General features: G+C 56.7%; 15 protein-coding genes. 3 read left to right on the top strand and 12 right to left on the bottom strand.

Annotated features, from left to right (window positions below; translation table 11 throughout):
• Positions 1 to 87 precede the first annotated feature (87 nt).
• The 5 genes from ABH899_RS04440 to ABH899_RS04420 form a co-directional block, all read right to left on the bottom strand.
• Complete coding sequence (locus tag ABH899_RS04440; protein WP_369994337.1) at positions 88 to 1,362, bottom strand: Gfo/Idh/MocA family protein; 1,275 nt, start codon at positions 1,360 to 1,362, stop codon at positions 88 to 90.
• Positions 1,363 to 1,376: 14 nt separating this feature from the next.
• Positions 1,377 to 2,993 carry an extracellular solute-binding protein gene (locus ABH899_RS04435; RefSeq protein WP_369994334.1) on the bottom strand — a complete coding sequence of 539 codons (1,617 nt, stop codon included), beginning with the start codon at positions 2,991 to 2,993 and terminating at the stop codon, positions 1,377 to 1,379.
• A 66-nt stretch (positions 2,994 to 3,059) separates the two neighbouring features.
• The gene (locus ABH899_RS04430; protein ID WP_009676096.1) at positions 3,060 to 3,941 is read right to left on the bottom strand and encodes a carbohydrate ABC transporter permease; all 882 of its coding nucleotides are present in this window, start codon (positions 3,939 to 3,941) and stop codon (positions 3,060 to 3,062) included.
• Between the two features lie 15 nt (positions 3,942 to 3,956).
• A complete protein-coding gene (locus tag ABH899_RS04425) occupies positions 3,957 to 4,928 on the bottom strand; it encodes an ABC transporter permease (RefSeq protein ID WP_218229134.1) in 972 nt (323 codons plus the stop codon).
• A gap of 354 nt (positions 4,929 to 5,282) precedes the next feature.
• Complete coding sequence (locus tag ABH899_RS04420; RefSeq protein WP_369994330.1) at positions 5,283 to 6,311, bottom strand: LacI family DNA-binding transcriptional regulator; 1,029 nt, start codon at positions 6,309 to 6,311, stop codon at positions 5,283 to 5,285.
• Between the two features lie 185 nt (positions 6,312 to 6,496).
• Here ABH899_RS04420 and ABH899_RS04415 point away from each other — a divergent pair, with 185 nt between their 5' ends.
• The 3 genes from ABH899_RS04415 to ABH899_RS04405 all read left to right on the top strand — a co-directional run bounded on the left by ABH899_RS04415 (position 6,497) and on the right by ABH899_RS04405 (position 9,509).
• Positions 6,497 to 7,051, top strand: a complete 555-nt coding sequence (locus ABH899_RS04415) for a helix-turn-helix domain-containing protein (RefSeq protein ID WP_009676228.1) — start codon at positions 6,497 to 6,499, stop codon at positions 7,049 to 7,051.
• A gap of 214 nt (positions 7,052 to 7,265) precedes the next feature.
• Positions 7,266 to 8,312, top strand: a complete 1,047-nt coding sequence (tdh, locus tag ABH899_RS04410; RefSeq protein WP_009676103.1) for an L-threonine 3-dehydrogenase — start codon at positions 7,266 to 7,268, stop codon at positions 8,310 to 8,312.
• A gap of 18 nt (positions 8,313 to 8,330) precedes the next feature.
• Positions 8,331 to 9,509 (top strand): glycine C-acetyltransferase, encoded by a 1,179-nt coding sequence (locus tag ABH899_RS04405; RefSeq protein WP_369994326.1) that lies wholly within the window; start codon positions 8,331 to 8,333, stop codon positions 9,507 to 9,509.
• A gap of 170 nt (positions 9,510 to 9,679) precedes the next feature.
• Here the strand turns inward: ABH899_RS04405 and ABH899_RS04400 are convergent, their stop codons facing one another.
• The 7 genes from ABH899_RS04400 to ABH899_RS04370 all read right to left on the bottom strand — a co-directional run bounded on the left by ABH899_RS04400 (position 9,680) and on the right by ABH899_RS04370 (position 16,514).
• Complete coding sequence (locus tag ABH899_RS04400; protein ID WP_009676219.1) at positions 9,680 to 10,630, bottom strand: helix-turn-helix transcriptional regulator; 951 nt, start codon at positions 10,628 to 10,630, stop codon at positions 9,680 to 9,682.
• 74 nt (positions 10,631 to 10,704) lie between these two features.
• A complete protein-coding gene (locus ABH899_RS04395) occupies positions 10,705 to 11,082 on the bottom strand; it encodes a hypothetical protein (protein ID WP_369994323.1) in 378 nt (125 codons plus the stop codon).
• Between the two features lie 238 nt (positions 11,083 to 11,320).
• Positions 11,321 to 12,478, bottom strand: coding sequence for a M20 family metallopeptidase (locus ABH899_RS04390; protein WP_369994321.1), 1,158 nt, complete (start codon positions 12,476 to 12,478; stop codon positions 11,321 to 11,323).
• Between the two features lie 139 nt (positions 12,479 to 12,617).
• Complete coding sequence (locus tag ABH899_RS04385) at positions 12,618 to 13,421, bottom strand: ABC transporter permease (protein WP_369994320.1); 804 nt, start codon at positions 13,419 to 13,421, stop codon at positions 12,618 to 12,620.
• Positions 13,418 to 14,284: an ABC transporter permease gene (locus tag ABH899_RS04380; RefSeq protein ID WP_009676077.1), complete on the bottom strand. Its 867-nt coding sequence runs from the start codon at positions 14,282 to 14,284 to the stop codon at positions 13,418 to 13,420. The genes ABH899_RS04385 and ABH899_RS04380 overlap by 4 nt, the downstream gene beginning before the upstream one ends.
• A 3-nt stretch (positions 14,285 to 14,287) precedes the next feature.
• Entirely contained in the window at positions 14,288 to 15,382 is a 1,095-nt protein-coding gene (locus ABH899_RS04375) for an ABC transporter ATP-binding protein (protein ID WP_369994316.1), read from the bottom strand.
• Between the two features lie 22 nt (positions 15,383 to 15,404).
• The gene (locus ABH899_RS04370) at positions 15,405 to 16,514 is read right to left on the bottom strand and encodes an ABC transporter substrate-binding protein (RefSeq protein ID WP_009676137.1); all 1,110 of its coding nucleotides are present in this window, start codon (positions 16,512 to 16,514) and stop codon (positions 15,405 to 15,407) included.
• Between the last annotated feature and the right edge of the window lie 99 nt (positions 16,515 to 16,613).

Raw genomic sequence — 16,613 nt, 5'->3', positions numbered from 1 at the left:
CGCTTCATTCTGCGCCCTGCCGGATGTCCAATCTCCGCTGTCGCCTTGGCCCATCAGCGCTTACGTAAAAACCGGGCCGCCGCCGTTTTAACCGCTCAGCCCGCCCGCGTTTTGCGCGAGCGTCCGGGCGTATTCCGTCAATTCGATCGGCGCTCCGCCGTTCAGACGGGATTCTTCGGCCGCGAAGGCCATCAGATGACTGCGGACGGAAGCAGCCGCAGAGGTGAGGCCTTCCTGGCCGCTGTAATTCCGAACTTCCTGGAGGAAGCTGCGGACGATGCCGCTGTCCCCGCCTCCGTGTCCCGCCGTCTGGACGGGGATCGTAATCTCCGTCTTCTGATGCGTCAGAAAATCGTAGACGATAATCGAGTCGCCCTCCGCCCTCAGTTCTCCCCGCGTGCCCATGATCTGAATGCGCCGCTCCTGTTCGAACGTAAAACCGCACATGCTGAACATGGCCGTGGCGCCTCCTTCGAACTCCATGTTCACCACCTGGTGATCGACGACGTTGTTGTCGCTGCGGTACACGCAGCGTCCGTAGTCCGTCTCGCGCAGCCCTTTTACGATGCTCTCCTTGGAAAGGTCGCTTGTGAAGTGCCCGGCCCAGCCTCTGAATTCCCGGCTGAGATAGAACCGCGTGGCGGAATACGGGCACGTCGGCTCCACCGCGCAGTCCAGGCAGCGGTCCGCGGAGCCTTCGGGCGCGTGCGCCCCGTTGAAGTGCATGAGCGAGCCGAACGAGCTTACCCGGCTGCACGGTTTATCCATCAGCCACGACAGGACGTCCATATCGTGGCAAGATTTCGCCAGGATCATCGGACTGGCTTTGTGCGAGTTGTTCCAGTTCCCCCTCACGAAGCTGTGGGCGATATGCCAGTAGCCCACGTTCTCGTTGAGCTGGATGGATACCACCTCGCCGATTCTTCCCTCCGTGATGGCCGTCTTGACCGCCGTCCAGAACGGCGTGTAGCGCAGCACGTGGCAGATCGTGAGCAGCCGGTCGTTGTCCCGGGCGGCCTGCTCCATGTCCAGGCACTCGCGCGGGTCCGGGGACATCGGCTTCTCCAGCAGCACGTGATACTTGGCGGCAAGAGCCCGCATCGTCGGCTCGTAGTGCATCCGGTCCTGGGTGCAGATGACGGCGATATCCGCCATTTTGGGCAGGTTCAGCAGCTCTTCCCACGTATCGTAGCGGTGCTCTGCCGGAATGCCGTGCTTCTCCGCCATTTTCTCCCTGCGTTCGGCATCTGTCTCCGCCACGGCCACGAACTGCAGCTCATGCGGATAATCCAGGGCATAAGGGGCGTAGCCGCCCGCTCCCCGGGCGCCCGCGCCGATTAATATTGCGGTCAATTCGCTCATGTTCTCTCTCTCCCTTAACTGCTCTTGGAGTAGCGGTCCAGTGCAGCCTGATAAATTTGCTTGTAGCGGTCCAGTCCCATTTTGTTCAGGGTCGCCACATAGTCGTCCCACTGGGACAGAGGCGCATCTCCGACGATGAATTTGTCTTTCATTTCCGTGACATACGTTTCGATGTCATTGGCCAGCGTCGTCAATTCCTGCTGTTCTTCCGTCGTGAAATTGAAGGCCGGCCAGATTTCCTCCGGCTTGAGTACGTGCGGATCGGCTTTCTTCGAATTGGCTACGGAGGTAGGAAGCCCTTCCGCTCCTTTGAAGTACGCCTGCTTGACGAATCCCGGGTAATACCCGCCCGGCCAGATCAGATATTGGCTGACCGCCTGGTCGAGGCTGAGACCGTCCTTGTTGTTTTTGATGGCGTCCACATAATCGACCGTTCCGTCGCTCTCTTCCTTGTACGTGTCGTCTTTCCAGCCCATGAAGAACATCTTGATGCCTTCCTCGCCGTAAAAATAATCCATCCACCGGACCATAGCGGCCGGATTCTTGGCTTTATCGGTCAGAATAAACATCCCGATATTGCCGAGCGGAGAACCGATATACGTGTAGAGCTGATCGCCGTGCGGTCCTTTCAGTACTGGCAGGCCGGCGTATCCTTTCTGGTTATAGATCGCCGCAGGGTCTACGTTATCCACGATGCCCAGCAGCCCGGCGGTTCCCTTCGCGTCGATCTCCTCGCTTTTCACGGAGGCGATATCCTGCTCCAGCAGGCCGTCTTTATACAGCTTGTGGATGTATTCCAGCATTTCTTTGTAACGCGGATCGGCGGGGATAAAGCGGATTTTGCCCGAATCCGGTTCCGTATCGACATACTGGTTGGCGTTGCCGTGGTTGCCTAGACCGAAGGAACCTCTCAAGTAACCGACAATTCCTGTCGTCCCGACTCCGCCCCACGCGATTTCATCCGGTTTGCCGTTCCCGTTCGGATCTCCCTGCTTAAATGCCTTCAGCATCGCCGCAAATTCGTCGAGGTTCTCCGGTTCCTTCAGTCCCAGCTTGGTCAGCCATTCCGTCTTAACCCAAGGGGTATTGAAGAAAACGGACCGGAATTCCGGGTCATACAAAGTCGGCAGGCTGTAAATTTTGCCGTCCGGCATGGTGATGCCCTTTTTAATGACCGGGTATTTCTCCATCAGAGCCTTGAGGTTCGGCGCATATTGATCGATGTAGTCGTTCAGGGGCAGAAATACACCCTGCTTGCCATATTTAAACAAGTCGGATTTCGAGAAAGCGGATGCGTAAAACAGGTCGGGATACCCGCTGCTCGCCATGAGCAGATTTCGTTTTTCTTTCAAGGCGTCCTTCTGGACGGTCTCCCAGTTGATGTGGATGTTCGTTTTCTTCTCGTATTCCTGCCACAGCTTCAATTTGTTCCAGTCGGCATTGGCGAAAAACTTGGCGGCAAAAGCGTTGACCGTAACCGGCTCCTGGACGATCGGGAACCCCGTCGCATTTACGCCTTTCGCCTCTGCCGCTTCCCCGGCGCCTTTCTCACCTCCGCTGCTGCATCCGGACAGCACCGCCGTCGTCAGCGCGCAAGCCAAAACGAGTTTCATCGCTCTCTTTCTCTTCATCTCGTTAACCTCCCTTGTTTAATCGTAACTATCGCGAATATCGTGAAGCATGTATAGGATGAACGATCAGCCTTTGATGGCGCCGATCATAATTCCTTTGACGAAGTACCGCTGAAGGAACGGATAGAGCAGGAACATCGGGAGGTTAGCCAGGACGAGAACGGCATATTTGATGCCTTCCACCGCCCGCTGCTGCTTGATCGCCGATTCCGTCGACATTTTGACCAGGCTGTCCGTCTGCCCTTGAATGAGAATTTCGCGCAGGACGAGCTGAAGCGGAAACTTGCTTTTGTCGGACAAGTACAGCAGGGCGTTGAAGAACGAGTTCCAGTGCCCGACCGCGTAGAACAGAATGGTGACGGCGATGATCGGCATGGACAGCGGCAGGATGACCCGCGTCAGGATCTGCATATTGGAGCAGCCGTCGATGGTCGCCGCCTCTTCAAGCTCTCCGGGAATCGTCTGCTGGAAAAAGGTCCGCATGATGATGATGTTCCAGATGGACACGGCGCCGGGCAAAATCATGACCCAGAAGGAGTTCAGCAGGCCGAGATTTTTGATCAGGATGTAGGTCGGAATGAGCCCGCCGCTGAAAAACATCGTGAACACGAACAGGCCCATGAACAGGTTGCGGCCCACGAAGTCTTTGCGGGAAAGGGGATACGCCGCCAGAATCGTCATGATCACGTTGAGGCACGTCCCCGTAGTCGTATACAGGAGCGTATTTCCGAAGCCCCTCATAATTTGGCCGTCCTCGAAAATTTTGGTGTACGAGTCCAGCGTCAGCCCCTTGGGCCAGAGCAGCACTTCCCCGTTCATAATGTATTGGGGTTCGCTGAACGAAGCGCTGAGCACGAATACCAGCGGGTACAGGACGATCAGCAGCACCAGCCCGAGAACCAGGTAAATGACGGTGTTGAACAAGCGGTCTTCACGGGTATTTTCCATCTCTTCTCCCTCTCCCTACCATAGGCTCGATCCGCTGAAGCGTTTGGAGATCCAGTTCACGCTGATCAGCAGAATGAAGTTGATTACCGTACTGAACAGGCCGACGGCGGCGGAAAAACTGTAATCCGCGTCGAGAATCCCGCTGCGGTATACGTAGGTATCGATAATATCGGAACTTTGCATGTTGAGGGTGTTCTGCATTAGGAGCACTTTTTCGAAACCGATGGACATGACGCTCCCCAAATTCAGGATAAGCAGGATGACAATCGTCGGGCGGATGCCGGGAAGGTTAATGTGCCAGATGCGCTGGAGCCGGGTCGCCCCGTCCACGCGCGCCGCCTCGTGAAGCTGATTGTCTACGCCGGCGAGAGCCGCCAGATAAATAATGGAGCTCCACCCCATCGTCTGCCACACATCGGAGAGCACATAGAGCGTTTTGAACCAGGAAGGATCGGCCAGAAAGTTGACGGGCTTGACGCCGAACATCCCGAGAAAGGTGTTGACGAGGCCGTATCTGGGATTCAGGAACATCATCATCATGCCTACAACGACGACCGTGGAAAGAAAGTGGGGCGCGTAGGTGACGGTTTGAACGAATTTTTTAAACTTCTGGGATTGGACTTCGTTCATGAGGAGGGCAAGAATAATCGGGATCGGAAATCCGAGCGCCAATGTGTAAAGACCGAGACCGATCGTATTCGTAATCAGACGCTGAAAAAAGTAACTGTTGAAAAAACGCTGGAAATGGTCGAATCCGACCCAGGCGCTGCCCCAAATTCCCTTGTTCGCCACAAAATCCTTGAAAGCGATTTGCAGGCCGTACATCGGCACATAGTGAAACACGATGTAATAAAGCACGACGGGCGAAATCAGCAGATAAAGCTGCCAATTGCGGAGAATCCGCCTGCCCAGCGTCAGTTTGCGCGGAACCGGGCGAGGATGCGCCCCCGTTTCCGGGCCGCTGCGTTTGAGAATAGTTTCAGCCACGTTAATTCTCCTTCCGGGAATGAAATGCGTTCGATTCGCTTTCAGCCCCACGAAATGATTCTAGGACTGCAAAACGCTTATCCAAAATTATTTTTATATTTGGATAATTTTTGGAATCATTTTCGTCGGAAATCAGGGTGATTCAACGATTTTGTAAGACAGGCAGAACATTAATCGTCTTAGAAAACGCTTACAAGAAACTTGTTGACCCTAATTTACCAAATCGACCCGAGGAATGCAACAACTTTTTGGCTAAAATGAATCCAAATTTTTTGGATAAAAAAGCGCAGCTAAAAAAGCCTGACATCGTTCTGTCAGACTCTTGCTTGTACGCACACTCTCTTTACTCCCCTTCTAAGGCCGGATATCGTGGACCGACGATTCCCGGACGATCAGGGAGCACGGCAGCAAAATCCGCGGCGGAATCCGGTAGTCCTCCTCTACGTAGTCGCAGAGGAATTTGGCGGCCAGCTTGCCGATTTCCTGCCGCGGCACGTCGATCGAAGTGAGCGGCGGGCTCGTATACTGCGAGAACCCGATATTGTCCATGCCAACGAAGGCGATGTCTTCGGGGATACGGCACTGCTGTTCGAGCGCCGCCCTCATCGCCGGGATCGCCAGCATATCGCTGGCGCAGAACATGGCGGTCGGCCAGTCCGCCCGGGGCAGCTCCTGCAGCATGGCGGTCACGAGCCGGTAGCTCAGGTCCACGTCCCAGTTCGTATTGACGATCCACTCCTTGCGGATCGGCAGGTTGCCCTGGAGCATCGCGAACTGGAAGCCGATGAACCGTTCGTCGTTCTCCAGCTTTCTGAAAAAAGCGGGGCCGCCCACATACCCGATCTTCGTATGCCCCTGATCAAGCAGATGCCCCACCGCCATCCGGGCGGCCGACACCCGGTCGCAGTCCACGATGGGCATTCTCAGGGAATCGTCGTTCAGGCTGACGCCGAGAATGGGAATGCCCTGCTGCTCCAGCAGCTCGTGAAGCTCCTTGTCGTACCAGCCCAGCGCGAGCACTCCCCGTGCCCCCGACTCAGTCAGCATAGCCTGGAAACGTTCCGCGTCGTTCACTTCCTCGAAGGTCCGGACGATGGCGGCGGGCTGCCCCATCTCGGCCATCTTCCCGTGAAATCCCTGGAGCACCTCCGAGAAATACGGATGATTGCCCAGCAGCTTGCCGGGAATCACGCAGGCGATCTGGGTCCGGCTCGCGGCCGCTCCCGGGGTATCGTCCAGCGGATAACCGAGCTTCAAGGCGGCTTCCCTTATTTTCCGTTTCGTTTCTTCGCTCACCGGCCGGCTCGTATCGTTGCTGATCGCCCTGGACACGGTGGAGATGGAGACGCCGATCACATCCGCAATATCTTTAAGCCTGGTCAAGGGTTCTCCCCTCCTTCCTGTTCCTTCTCATCCTCCCCATCTTATCACACACAAGCCTCGGGCAGGCAACCGTTATAGGCAATTGGGCCCAGACGATCACACTGTCCCGGACAGCCGTTTTCCGCAAAGCCCGATGATGGTATGATGGAGGGAAAGCGCAGAACGTTTACTACGGAGGTACACAGATGGATAACATGGTAGAACGGGTGGCGGGCAATCTCAAAAAAATCCGCCGTTCGCGCGGGCTCAGCCTGGATAAGCTCGCGGAACTGACGGGCGTCAGCAAAACGATGCTGGCCCAGATCGAACGGGCGGAATCGAACCCCACCATCACGATATTGTGGAAAATCGCCCACGGCCTGCATATCTCGGTTTCGGCGCTCATCGAGGATGAGAAGCCGTCGGTTACGCTGGTGAAGAAATCCGAGCTGTTTCCGATGTCGTCGGAAGAGGGAAAATATACGGCTTATCCACTCTTTCCGTACGACGGAAGCTCCCGCTTCGAGATTTATTCCGTGGAGCTGCAGCCCGGCTGCGAATATGAATCCGACCCTCATCACGAGGGAGTGGAGGAATACGTGTCGGTCACCCGCGGCACCCTTGAGATGCAGATCGGCGAGCAGGTGATCGTAGCGGAAAACGGCGACGCCATCCGGTTTCACGCCGACCAGAGCCACATTTACCGAAACAGCACGGACGAAGTCGTTCATATCCAGAGCGTCATTTTGTATCCGTTCTAGTCCGGTTACATTCTAGTTCGGTACCGCTCTATACCGGCTCCGTTCTAGTCCGGTGTTTCAGGTTTTATCCTTTCCCGTAGGAATGTTTTGGTTCCTGCGGGAATTTTTTTATTTACACGCTAATATAGTTTGGGTTACTATAGCAGCATTCAGGTACTTCATAACGCACATAAGTACTTTATAACGATCATTTCTCAAAAGGAGAATGCTGGTCATGACCCAAACCATGGTTGGACTTGTCAAAGCGCACCGCAAAGCCGGAGCCGTTCTGATGGAGGTGCCCGTCCCCGAATGCGGGCCGGATGAAGTGTTGATCCGGGTGAAAGCGAGCTCGATCTGCGGAACGGATATGCATATTTATCATTGGGACGACTGGGCCGAACAGCACGTCGTGACCCCCAATGTGTTCGGCCATGAATTTGCGGGCGTCGTGCATGAGGTGGGCTCGCAGGTGAGCAGCGTCCGCGTCGGGGATTATGTGTCCGCCGAGGGCCACATCGTCTGCGGAATGTGCAAACAATGCCGTTCGGGCAACGCTCATGTCTGCCCTCATACGCGAAGCTTCGGCATAACCGCGCCGGGCTGTTTTGCCGACTATGCGGTGACCAAGGCGGTCAACATCATCCCGAACGACAGGTCTCTGCCCTTCGAGCTGGCCTGCCTGCAGGACCCGCTGGGCAATGCGGTCCAGTCCGTACTGTCGGGCGACATCGTGGGCAAGTCCGTCGTCGTCATGGGTGTGGGCCCGATCGGCCTCATGGCCGTCCAGGTAGCGAAGGCCGCGGGCGCAGGCAAAATCATCGCCGTCGACCTTAACGCCTACCGGCTGGATATGGCCCGGAAGCTGGGCGCCGACGCGACGATCCAGTCGTCTCCCGCGGTCTCCGCCCCGGAGCGGATCCGGGAGATGACGGGCGGCGAAGGAGCCGAAGTCGGCCTCGAAATGTCCGGCAATGCCCGCGCCATCAACGACCTGCTGGAAGCGATGTCACCCGGAGGCCGCGTCTCTCTTCTGGGTATTCCGGCTCATTCCGTGCCGATCGACCTGTCCCGGCATGTTATTTTCAAAGGCCTTCAGGTCCACGGGATAACCGGACGGCGCATGTACAACACCTGGCACCAGATTAAGGGGCTGCTGGACCAAAACCGCATCGACCTTCAGCCGCTCGTCCAGCATACGTTTACACTCGACCGGTACGAGGAAGCTTTTGACTTGATGGCTTCGGGCCAATGCGCCAAGGTCGTCTTTACTCATATTTAGAAAACGGAGGATGAACATATGAGCGGATTGGATTATTTGGCGGAAGAACTGGAGCAGCTTAAACGGGAAGGCCGGTACCGGCTGCCCGCCGTATGGGAAAGTGCCTCGGATGTCTGGATGGAACTGAACGGCCGGCGGGTGCTTCAGCTTTCCTCGAACAACTATCTCGGATTTGCCAATCATCCCGATCTCAAGCGGGCCGCCGCGGATGCGGTATACCGATATGGCGCCGGCAGCGGTTCCGTACGGACGATAGCCGGAACGCTGAAGATTCACGACGAGCTGGAACGGGAGCTTGCCGCGTTCAAAGGAACGGAAGCCGCACTCGTCTTCCAGTCCGGTTTTACGACGAACCTCGGCGTGTTCTCCACACTGCTGCAGGATGGCGATGTCGTGATCAGCGACGAGTTGAATCATGCGAGCATTATCGACGGAATCCGGTTGTCGAAAGCGGCGCGCAAAATCTACCGGCACAAGGACATGAACGCGCTCGAAGACGTTCTCCGCGCCAGCGGCCAGTACCGGAAGCGCTTTATCGTGACGGACGGCGTGTTCAGCATGGACGGGGACATCGCGCCCCTGCCGGCCATCGTCGAACTGGCCGAACGCTACGACGCCATCGTATGCGTCGACGATGCCCATGCCAGCGGCGTGCTCGGCCGCAACGGCAAAGGCTCCACCGACCACTTCAACCTGCACGGGCGGGTGCATATCCAGATCGGCACCCTGTCCAAAGCGATCGGCGTGGTCGGCGGTTACGCGGCCGGAAGCCAGGCGCTGAAGGAAGTGCTGATCCACAAGGCGAGGCCGTTTCTGTTCAGCACGTCCCATCCGCCTTCCGTTGCGGCCAGCTGTCTGGAGGCCATCCGCGTTCTTCGCAGCAGCTCGGAGCTGGTGGAACGGATGTGGTCTCATGCCCACGGTTTCCGCAAGGCGCTGATTCAAGCCGGCTTCGATACCGGAGCCAGCGAGACGCCGATTATCCCCATCATTATCGGGGACGCCGCGGCTACCATGCATTTCTCCAACCGCCTGCTGGAGGAAGGCGTCTTCGCCCAGGGGATCGTCTTCCCGACCGTTGCCGCCGACAAAGGCCGCATCCGGCTGATCATTACGGCGGCCCACTCTCAGGACGATCTGGACTTTGCCCTGGAGGCGCTCAAAAAAATAGGGCGCGAAACCGGTCTTATCTCCTAAACAAAAACCTGCCCCGGCTGTTTGGCAATAGGCCGCGGGGCAGGTTTTTTATGTTAGGGCGGAAGGCTCTGGACGGACTATCTCCAAGCGTTGAAATCTAGTCCGTCTGCCTTATGCCATGGCTGGCTGCCATAGCCGGAATCCGTGCGGCGCCTACAGTACCGCCCCCTTCACTTGTACAGCTCCACCCATTGGTTCAGCTGCTGCTTGAGCTTCTCCCGCACGGCTTTAGGCTCCAAAATTTCCGCCGCCGGACCGTACTGCATCACCCAATTGAGAAACTCGCGCTCATTGTTTACCGTCACCTCGAAAATGAGGCTCCCATCCTTGCGGTCGCGCATACGGGGGTGAACGAACAGTTCCTCTTCCTTGACGTACCGCGCCACTTCCGCGTTAAACTTCACCTTGAATGTCATGTTTTTGTCCCCGCGCTCGATGGACCAGGTGTTCTTAAGGTACTGCCGGATGTTAAAATCCCCTTTTTCAAAAGCCTGCCCGGTCACCTCCACCTGCTGAAAACGGCTCATCCGGAACGTGCGCACTTCCCGCTTCAAATGACAGTAGCCGATGAGGTAAAAGCGCCGTTCACGCGGCACGAGGTAATACGGATCAATGTTCCTCTCCGTCGTTTTGTTGCGGGACATCGTATGATAAACGGTAGAAATGGTTTTCTGATCCAGAATGGCGCAGATAATCGTCTCCAAAAAATTCGGATGCTCCTGCCGGTAAGCGGGCGCTCCCATCTGAATAATGTCCGTAATATTTTGCACGATGTCGCGGTGATGGCTCTTTTCCTTCCCGTGAGTGGCCATTACTTTATGATAAGCCTGGTCAAACCCAGGCGGCAGCTTTTCCGTATCGAGGACCGAAGGAAGCATCGAGAAAACGAGCGCCTCCTGCTCCGTAAAGTTTAACGGGTACAAGAAAAACTTCCCCATAAACCGGTACCCGGTCCCCCTGCCGTCGTTGGTGATCGGCGCTATCAGGCTTAATGTAGCGAGATCCCGGTAAACCGTCCGGGGATTAATTCCGCATTTACGGGCGATGTCCGAAGCCGAAATTCCGGGATTTGCTTGAATGGCCAGGATAATATGAAACAATCGGATGACTTTGTCCATCATAAGGGCTTGTCTCACTCCATTCCGTTAGGTCTATGTGCCTATTGGAGTTAATTCGACACCGGCCCCGGACCTTCCTACTTCTTCCATAAAAACAGAAAACCGGAAGAGGCTTCGGGAGAGCCGTCCCCCGCTTTCGGACAAGGCTGAGGAATTTCTTTGACCTGGCTCCGGTCATTGCTCGGGTCATTGCTCCAGCCCTTACTCCCGGCCTTCCTCTTGTCCCAACTCCTTTTTTGTTTCCTTTCTTTTGCCTTATCCGTATCCTTCTTGTCCTTGTCTTGTTCGTCCTCCTCTCCGTCTTCCTGTTCGTCTTCCTGTCCGTCTTCCGCTTCCTGCGCCCCCGGTTTCATACGTCCGTTCTTCTTCACGACATTCTCTATGTAGTCCTTCCTCAGCCCCAGTTCTTCACAGATGACGCCGACATCCAGCATAAGTTTTCTCCCCGTATCCATCTCTCCGCACAATCCCCTTCCCCAGATCATGATATCAATTCCATTATTTAGGTTATCACTTCGATGCGACACCTGTTTGTCTCGAATGGGTGTTTGCTTTTTTTTACTTTTGCCCAACAAAAATAAACCCGTCCGACAGAACAAAGTCTGTCGAACGGGTTGTATGCACACCAAACCGTGCGGAACCGGCTGTGTGACTCCACAGCCTGCGGCAGGACAGCCTACTCCTCACGCCAGCTTACCGCCTCTCCCCCGCCGCGACCGTCTCGATCAGCCGCGCGAGCAGAGCCGTACGCGGCGCGATTTCGTCCAGCCGCACATACTCGTCCGGCGAGTGCGCGAAATCTCCCCGCGCGCCGAGGCCGTCCAGCGTCGGGACCCCGCACGCCGCGGTGAAGTTCCCGTCGCTGACGCCGCCGGTCGCCGTCTCGCCGAGCTCGAAGCCCAGCTCGTCCGCGGCGATTCTCCGCGCGAGGCCGTACAGCCGCGCGATCGCGTCCGTGCGCTCCATCGGCGGGCGCATCATGCGGCCCTCGATGCGGAGCCGGGCTCCCGGCAGGTGCGAGCGGAGGCCCGCGATCAGCGCGTGCACCCGCTCGGCCTCGGCCGACGTCTTCACGCGCACGTCAATCTCGGCTTCGGCGCGGTCCGCGACCACGTTCGTGCCGATGCCTCCGTGCACGATGCCGACGTTCACCGTCGTGCCGATGCCGTAATCGGTGAGGCCGTGCAGATGCTGGATCTGGTGCGCCAGCTCCTCGATGGCCGAAACGCCCTTGGAAGGGTCCACGCCCGCATGGGCGGCAATTCCTTCCACGATGAGCTTGTAGCGGCCGCTTCCTTTGCGGCCGGTTTTGAGCGCGCCCTCCGGCTCCATCGGAGGCTCCAGCACGAAGACCGCCTCGCAGCCCCGGGCGGTCTGCTCAATCAGCCCGCGCGAGCTGGGGCTGGAAATCTCTTCGTCGCTGTTGATCAGCAGCACGACGGTAACATCTTCCGCGGGACCGCGTCCCTCGTCACCGAGCAGCTTCAACGCGAACATCGCCTGAAGCAGCCCCAGCTTCATGTCGTACACGCCGGGCCCCAAAGCTCTGCCCCCGCGGACGCCGTAGGGCCGCCGCGACGCTTCGCCTTCGGGCCACACGGTATCGTAATGGCCCAGCAGCAGAATGCGCCGGCTGCCGGCGCCCCACTCGCAGAGCAGCCGGTCGCCCGCGACCTCATGGGGAAGGCGCGTTACCGTTCCCCCGGTCAAACGCCGGAACTGGATCTCGTACCAGTCCGCCATCCGGTCGCAGAGCGCCTTATTCCGTGAAGGCGAGTCCATATTTACGCTTTCTTCCAAGAGCCGGAGCAGCTCCGGCATGTATTTTTCCACAAGAGTTACGTCTGACATACGAAATAAACCTTTCTTTGCGCAAAATAAACGGGTACGTCCGTACGAACGCGCTGCGGAAGAAACGGACGGCATGCAATCCGCATGCCGCCCCTCTTTTTTTATGGAGTGAATCCGGACTTGCCTGAATAAAGAAATCTTAATGAGAATGCGAATTCGTGCCGAAGAGCTTATCGAGCCCGTACACCCGCTCCAGAATGAAAATAAACACCAGACTGAGCAGGATGACGACGGACGAAACCGAAGCGACTAGCGGATTGAGCGTTTCCTGCATATAGCTGAAAATCGCCATCGGCAGAGTCGTCGTCTCCGGGGAGACCAGGAACAGCGAAACCGTCACGTTATCGAACGAAGTCAGGAACGAGAAGATCATCCCGGACAAAATGGCCGGACGAAGCAGCGGCAGCGTGATGTCGCGGAAAACCTGAAACGGGCTGGCCCCCAGAATGTAAGCCGCACGCTCCAAGGTGTAATCGTAAGCGCTCAGCCCCGTCATCGTCAGCCGGACCACATACGGGATCGAAATGAGCATGTGGGTGATCAGCAGTCCCGTGAAGGTTCCCGCCAGGCCGATCCGGGTGAAGAAGAGCAGCGCAGCCATCCCTATTATAATAGAAGGAACGGTGAGCGGAGACAGCAGCAGCGCGTTGACGAAGCCGCTCCCCGGGAACTTGTATTTGTGGATCGCCATGGCGGCCAGCGTGCCGATGATTGTAGACAAAACGGCCGACAGAGCCGCCAGCTCCAAACTGAAAATAAACGATTCGATAAATTCCGGCCGGTCCAAAATTTTCTCATACCATTTCAGCGAGAAGCCTTCCGGTGGGAAGGACAAATAATTGGCCGACGTAAGCGAGGTCGGAATAATGACCAGCAGCGGTGAAATGACGAAAAGCAGCACGATAAATGTAACGATGCCGAGCCACGGGATGCGTCTGATCACGAGAACACCTCCCGGTAGCGCTTCGTTTCCACGATTTTCGTAAATACCGTCACGAGCGCATAGGTGGAAGCCAGCATCAGGAAGGCGAGCGCCGAACCGAGCGGCCAGTCGAGCGTGGCCATAATTTTCTCGTACGTGATGACCGGCATGACTTTAACCGAGCTTCCGCCCATCAGGGCAGGGGTGACGAAAGCGCTCATGGACAAGCTGAACACCAATGTCGTCCCGGCAAAAATGCCCGGCAGGCTGAGCGGCAGCGTGATGGAGAAAAACGAACGGGCCTTCGAGGCGCCCAGAATTCCCGCCGCTTTGTACAGGGACTGGTCGACGGCATACAAGCTCGTCGCCAGCGCAAGCACCATGTACACGATAAAGGAATCCGTGAGTCCGATGACCACGCCAAGCTCGTTGTACAGAAGCTTAAGCGGTTTGTCGATCAGTCCGAGCTTGATCAGAGAGCTGTTGACCCAGCCTTTGTCGCCCAGAATGACGACCCAGCCGAAGTTGCGGATGACCACGGAGATCAGATGCGGCGAAATGATCAGAAACGTGACGAGTCCGCGCATTTTGCCCGACGCCTTGGACATGAAGAGCGCAACCGGGTAACCGAGAATGAGCGTCAGCAGGACGGTATACAAGCTGAGCTTGATCGTCCGCCACAAGATGCCCGCATAATACGAGTCTTGTACGAAAAGCAGGTAATTGTGCAGCGAGAACTGCTGCTCGGCGTCCTGCAAACTCTGGAGCAGGATGTAGATCATCGGGATGAGAAACGCGCCGAGCAGAACGATCAGACTGGGGGCCAGAAGAAACAGCCCCGTCCAGGACGACAGGCGGCGGAAGCGGGAGGATTTCGCCTGCATGGCCTACTGCTCCTTCCGCGGGAATACGAAGACGTCCTTCGGATTCCACGTCAGTCCCACCTGCTGGCCCGCGGTGTAGTCCGCCAGTCCGTCCTGCATCTGCATCCTTACGGTAAGCAGCGCGGAGCCGACCTCCACCTCGCATTCCACGAAGGAACCGAGGAAAGCGAGCTGCCGGATCGTCCCCGCGGCCCGTACGGTATCCGCAAGCGCGCCGGGATCCGTCAGGCGGATTTTCTCCGGACGCACATAGGCGACCACGGTTTCCCCTGTCGTAAACGTGCGTCCGTCCGCGGACGCCTCCAGCACGAATCCGGCGTCGGTCTGCACGGCCATCCCGCCGTTTGCCGATCCCCGGACCGTGCCGGGCAGGCGGTTGGATTTGCCGATGAAGGTGTGCACGAATTCGGAGGCGGGACGGTTGTATATGTCCCAAGGCGTGCCGATTTGTTCGACCTTGCCGTGATCCAGCACGACGATCCGGTCGGACAAATACAGGGCTTCCTCCTGGTCGTGCGTGACGAAAATCGTCGTGACGCCCGTCTCTTTGTGCAGACGCTTCAGCTCTTCGCGAAGCTCTTCCCGCAGCTTCGCGTCCAGGTTGCTGAGCGGCTCGTCGAGCAGAAGCAGCGACGGCTCGATCACCAGCGCCCGGGCGATCGCGATCCGCTGGCGCTGCCCGCCGGAAAGCTGCTTCGGATAGCGGTCGGCCACATGGGGCAGCTTGACGAGCTCCAGCACCTTCCGCACCTTGTCTTTGATTTCCGCCTTCGGCATTTTGCGCAGCTTGAGCCCGTAGGCTACATTCTCGGCAACCGTCATATGCGGGAACAGCGAATAAGTTTGAAACACCATGCCCAGGTCCCGTTTATTCGAAGGAACGCCGTTCATACGCTTGCCTTTGATCGAAATTTCACCGCCGTCCGGGTCCAGGAACCCGGCAATCATGTTCAGCGTCGTCGTCTTGCCGCACCCCGAAGGGCCGAGAAAGGAGATGCACTCCCCCTTCTCGATCTGCAGGTCAAAGTTATCGACGACCACGTTGGAACCGAACGTTTTACGGACGGCTTTAAGTTCGACATCTATCCTCTTTTCCAACTGAATCACCTGTTTTCCGAATCTATTTGCCTACCGAAGGTGCGATTTCCTTGTTGAAGCGGTCAATCCATCCGGCGGTGCTGCCGCCTACGGTTTCGTAATCGAATTTCACGATTTTGGAGCGGTCGAATTCGATTTTTTTGGATATATCTTCCGGGAGCTTTACGGATGTGGCCGGGTTATAATACAGCTTTGAAGCGTACAAGGTCTGAACTTCGTCCGTTAAAAGGAAGTCGATGAAAAGCTTCGCGGCGTTCGGGTGCTTCGCGTTCTTGGTCATCGTGGCCACGTTCGGCACCAGGTTAGCCCCTTCCTTCGGTACGACGAACTTCAGCTCGACCCCCTGGTCCTTCTGCACAATGCTGCGGGCCATCGTCCAGGACGTATACGCCGCCGATTTGTTCTGCAGGTTCTGCTGGAGCTGCGCGGCGCTTTTGGCAAAGGTCGGCATGTATCCTGCAATCGTTTTCAGTTTTTCGAAGCCGGGGTCCATATTTTTCTCCGACCCGCCGTTCGCATAAGCCAGCATGATCAGAGCCGAACGGCCGAAGTTGCTGGAAATCTCGGTCAGGGTGAGGTTGCCTTTCATTTCGGGACGGGCCAGATCGTTCCAGGACTCGGGAATCGGAAGATTTTTTTCTTTCACAATTGCTTCGTTATAGGAGATGCCCATCGGCGTGAAGTTGACGGCGACCCCGCTGTCTTCGGCCACTTTCAGATCGGCGATCACGTTTTTCATGTTCGGAATATCCGCTTCTTTCAGCGGTTCGAAAAGACCCTCTTTGCGTCCGATTTCCTGCTCGCCGCCTTCAATGATGGCCACGTCCGTCTGCGGATCGTTTTTAACCGCTTTCGCTTTGGCGACGATTTCGGTCGATACGCCGGATACATACGTCAGTTTGATGTCGGGATATTTCGCTTTGAAACGTTTGAAAATTTCGTCTTTCATCAGCTCTTCTACCGTAGCTCCGTTACCCGCAACAACAAGTTCTTTCTCCGGCTGCAGCGCTGAAGTCGATGCTCCCGGCGAAACAGCGGCTTCTTTTGCCGGCTCTTTTGAAGATCCGCATCCTGCAAGAAGTGATCCGCACAGAGCGGCAACTGAAACCAAGACCCCGATTTTCTTTTTCATGGATGGACATCCCTTCTAATTGGTTTTCTGTGATCGTTCACTATATGTGAACAATGTTTCCTATAAGGAAATCTTAAAGTGATTCTATCACGCTCTTTC

Source organism: Paenibacillus sp. RC84 (genome assembly GCF_041260495.1).
GTDB lineage: Bacteria > Bacillota > Bacilli > Paenibacillales > NBRC-103111 > Paenibacillus_F.
Note: the sequence above shows the minus strand (reverse complement) of the source record. Positions and strands in the feature narration are given on the sequence as shown.

Bases quoted from the DNA above. Each gene is read 5' to 3' on its own strand.
- ABH899_RS04440 (WP_369994337.1), bottom strand. From the start codon at position 1,362: ATGAGCGAATTGACCGCAATATTAATCGGCGCGGGCGCCCGGGGAGCG.
- tdh (WP_009676103.1), top strand. From the start codon at position 7,266: ATGACCCAAACCATGGTTGGACTTGTCAAAGCGCACCGCAAAGCCGGA.
- ABH899_RS04400 (WP_009676219.1), bottom strand. From the start codon at position 10,630: ATGATGGACAAAGTCATCCGATTGTTTCATATTATCCTGGCCATTCAA.
- ABH899_RS04430 (WP_009676096.1), bottom strand. From the start codon at position 3,941: ATGGAAAATACCCGTGAAGACCGCTTGTTCAACACCGTCATTTACCTG.
- ABH899_RS04405 (WP_369994326.1), top strand. From the start codon at position 8,331: ATGAGCGGATTGGATTATTTGGCGGAAGAACTGGAGCAGCTTAAACGG.
- ABH899_RS04370 (WP_009676137.1), bottom strand. From the start codon at position 16,514: ATGAAAAAGAAAATCGGGGTCTTGGTTTCAGTTGCCGCTCTGTGCGGA.
- ABH899_RS04435 (WP_369994334.1), bottom strand. From the start codon at position 2,993: ATGAAGAGAAAGAGAGCGATGAAACTCGTTTTGGCTTGCGCGCTGACG.
- ABH899_RS04380 (WP_009676077.1), bottom strand. From the start codon at position 14,284: ATGCAGGCGAAATCCTCCCGCTTCCGCCGCCTGTCGTCCTGGACGGGG.
- ABH899_RS04415 (WP_009676228.1), top strand. From the start codon at position 6,497: ATGGATAACATGGTAGAACGGGTGGCGGGCAATCTCAAAAAAATCCGC.
- ABH899_RS04390 (WP_369994321.1), bottom strand. From the start codon at position 12,478: ATGTCAGACGTAACTCTTGTGGAAAAATACATGCCGGAGCTGCTCCGG.
- ABH899_RS04395 (WP_369994323.1), bottom strand. From the start codon at position 11,082: ATGGATACGGGGAGAAAACTTATGCTGGATGTCGGCGTCATCTGTGAA.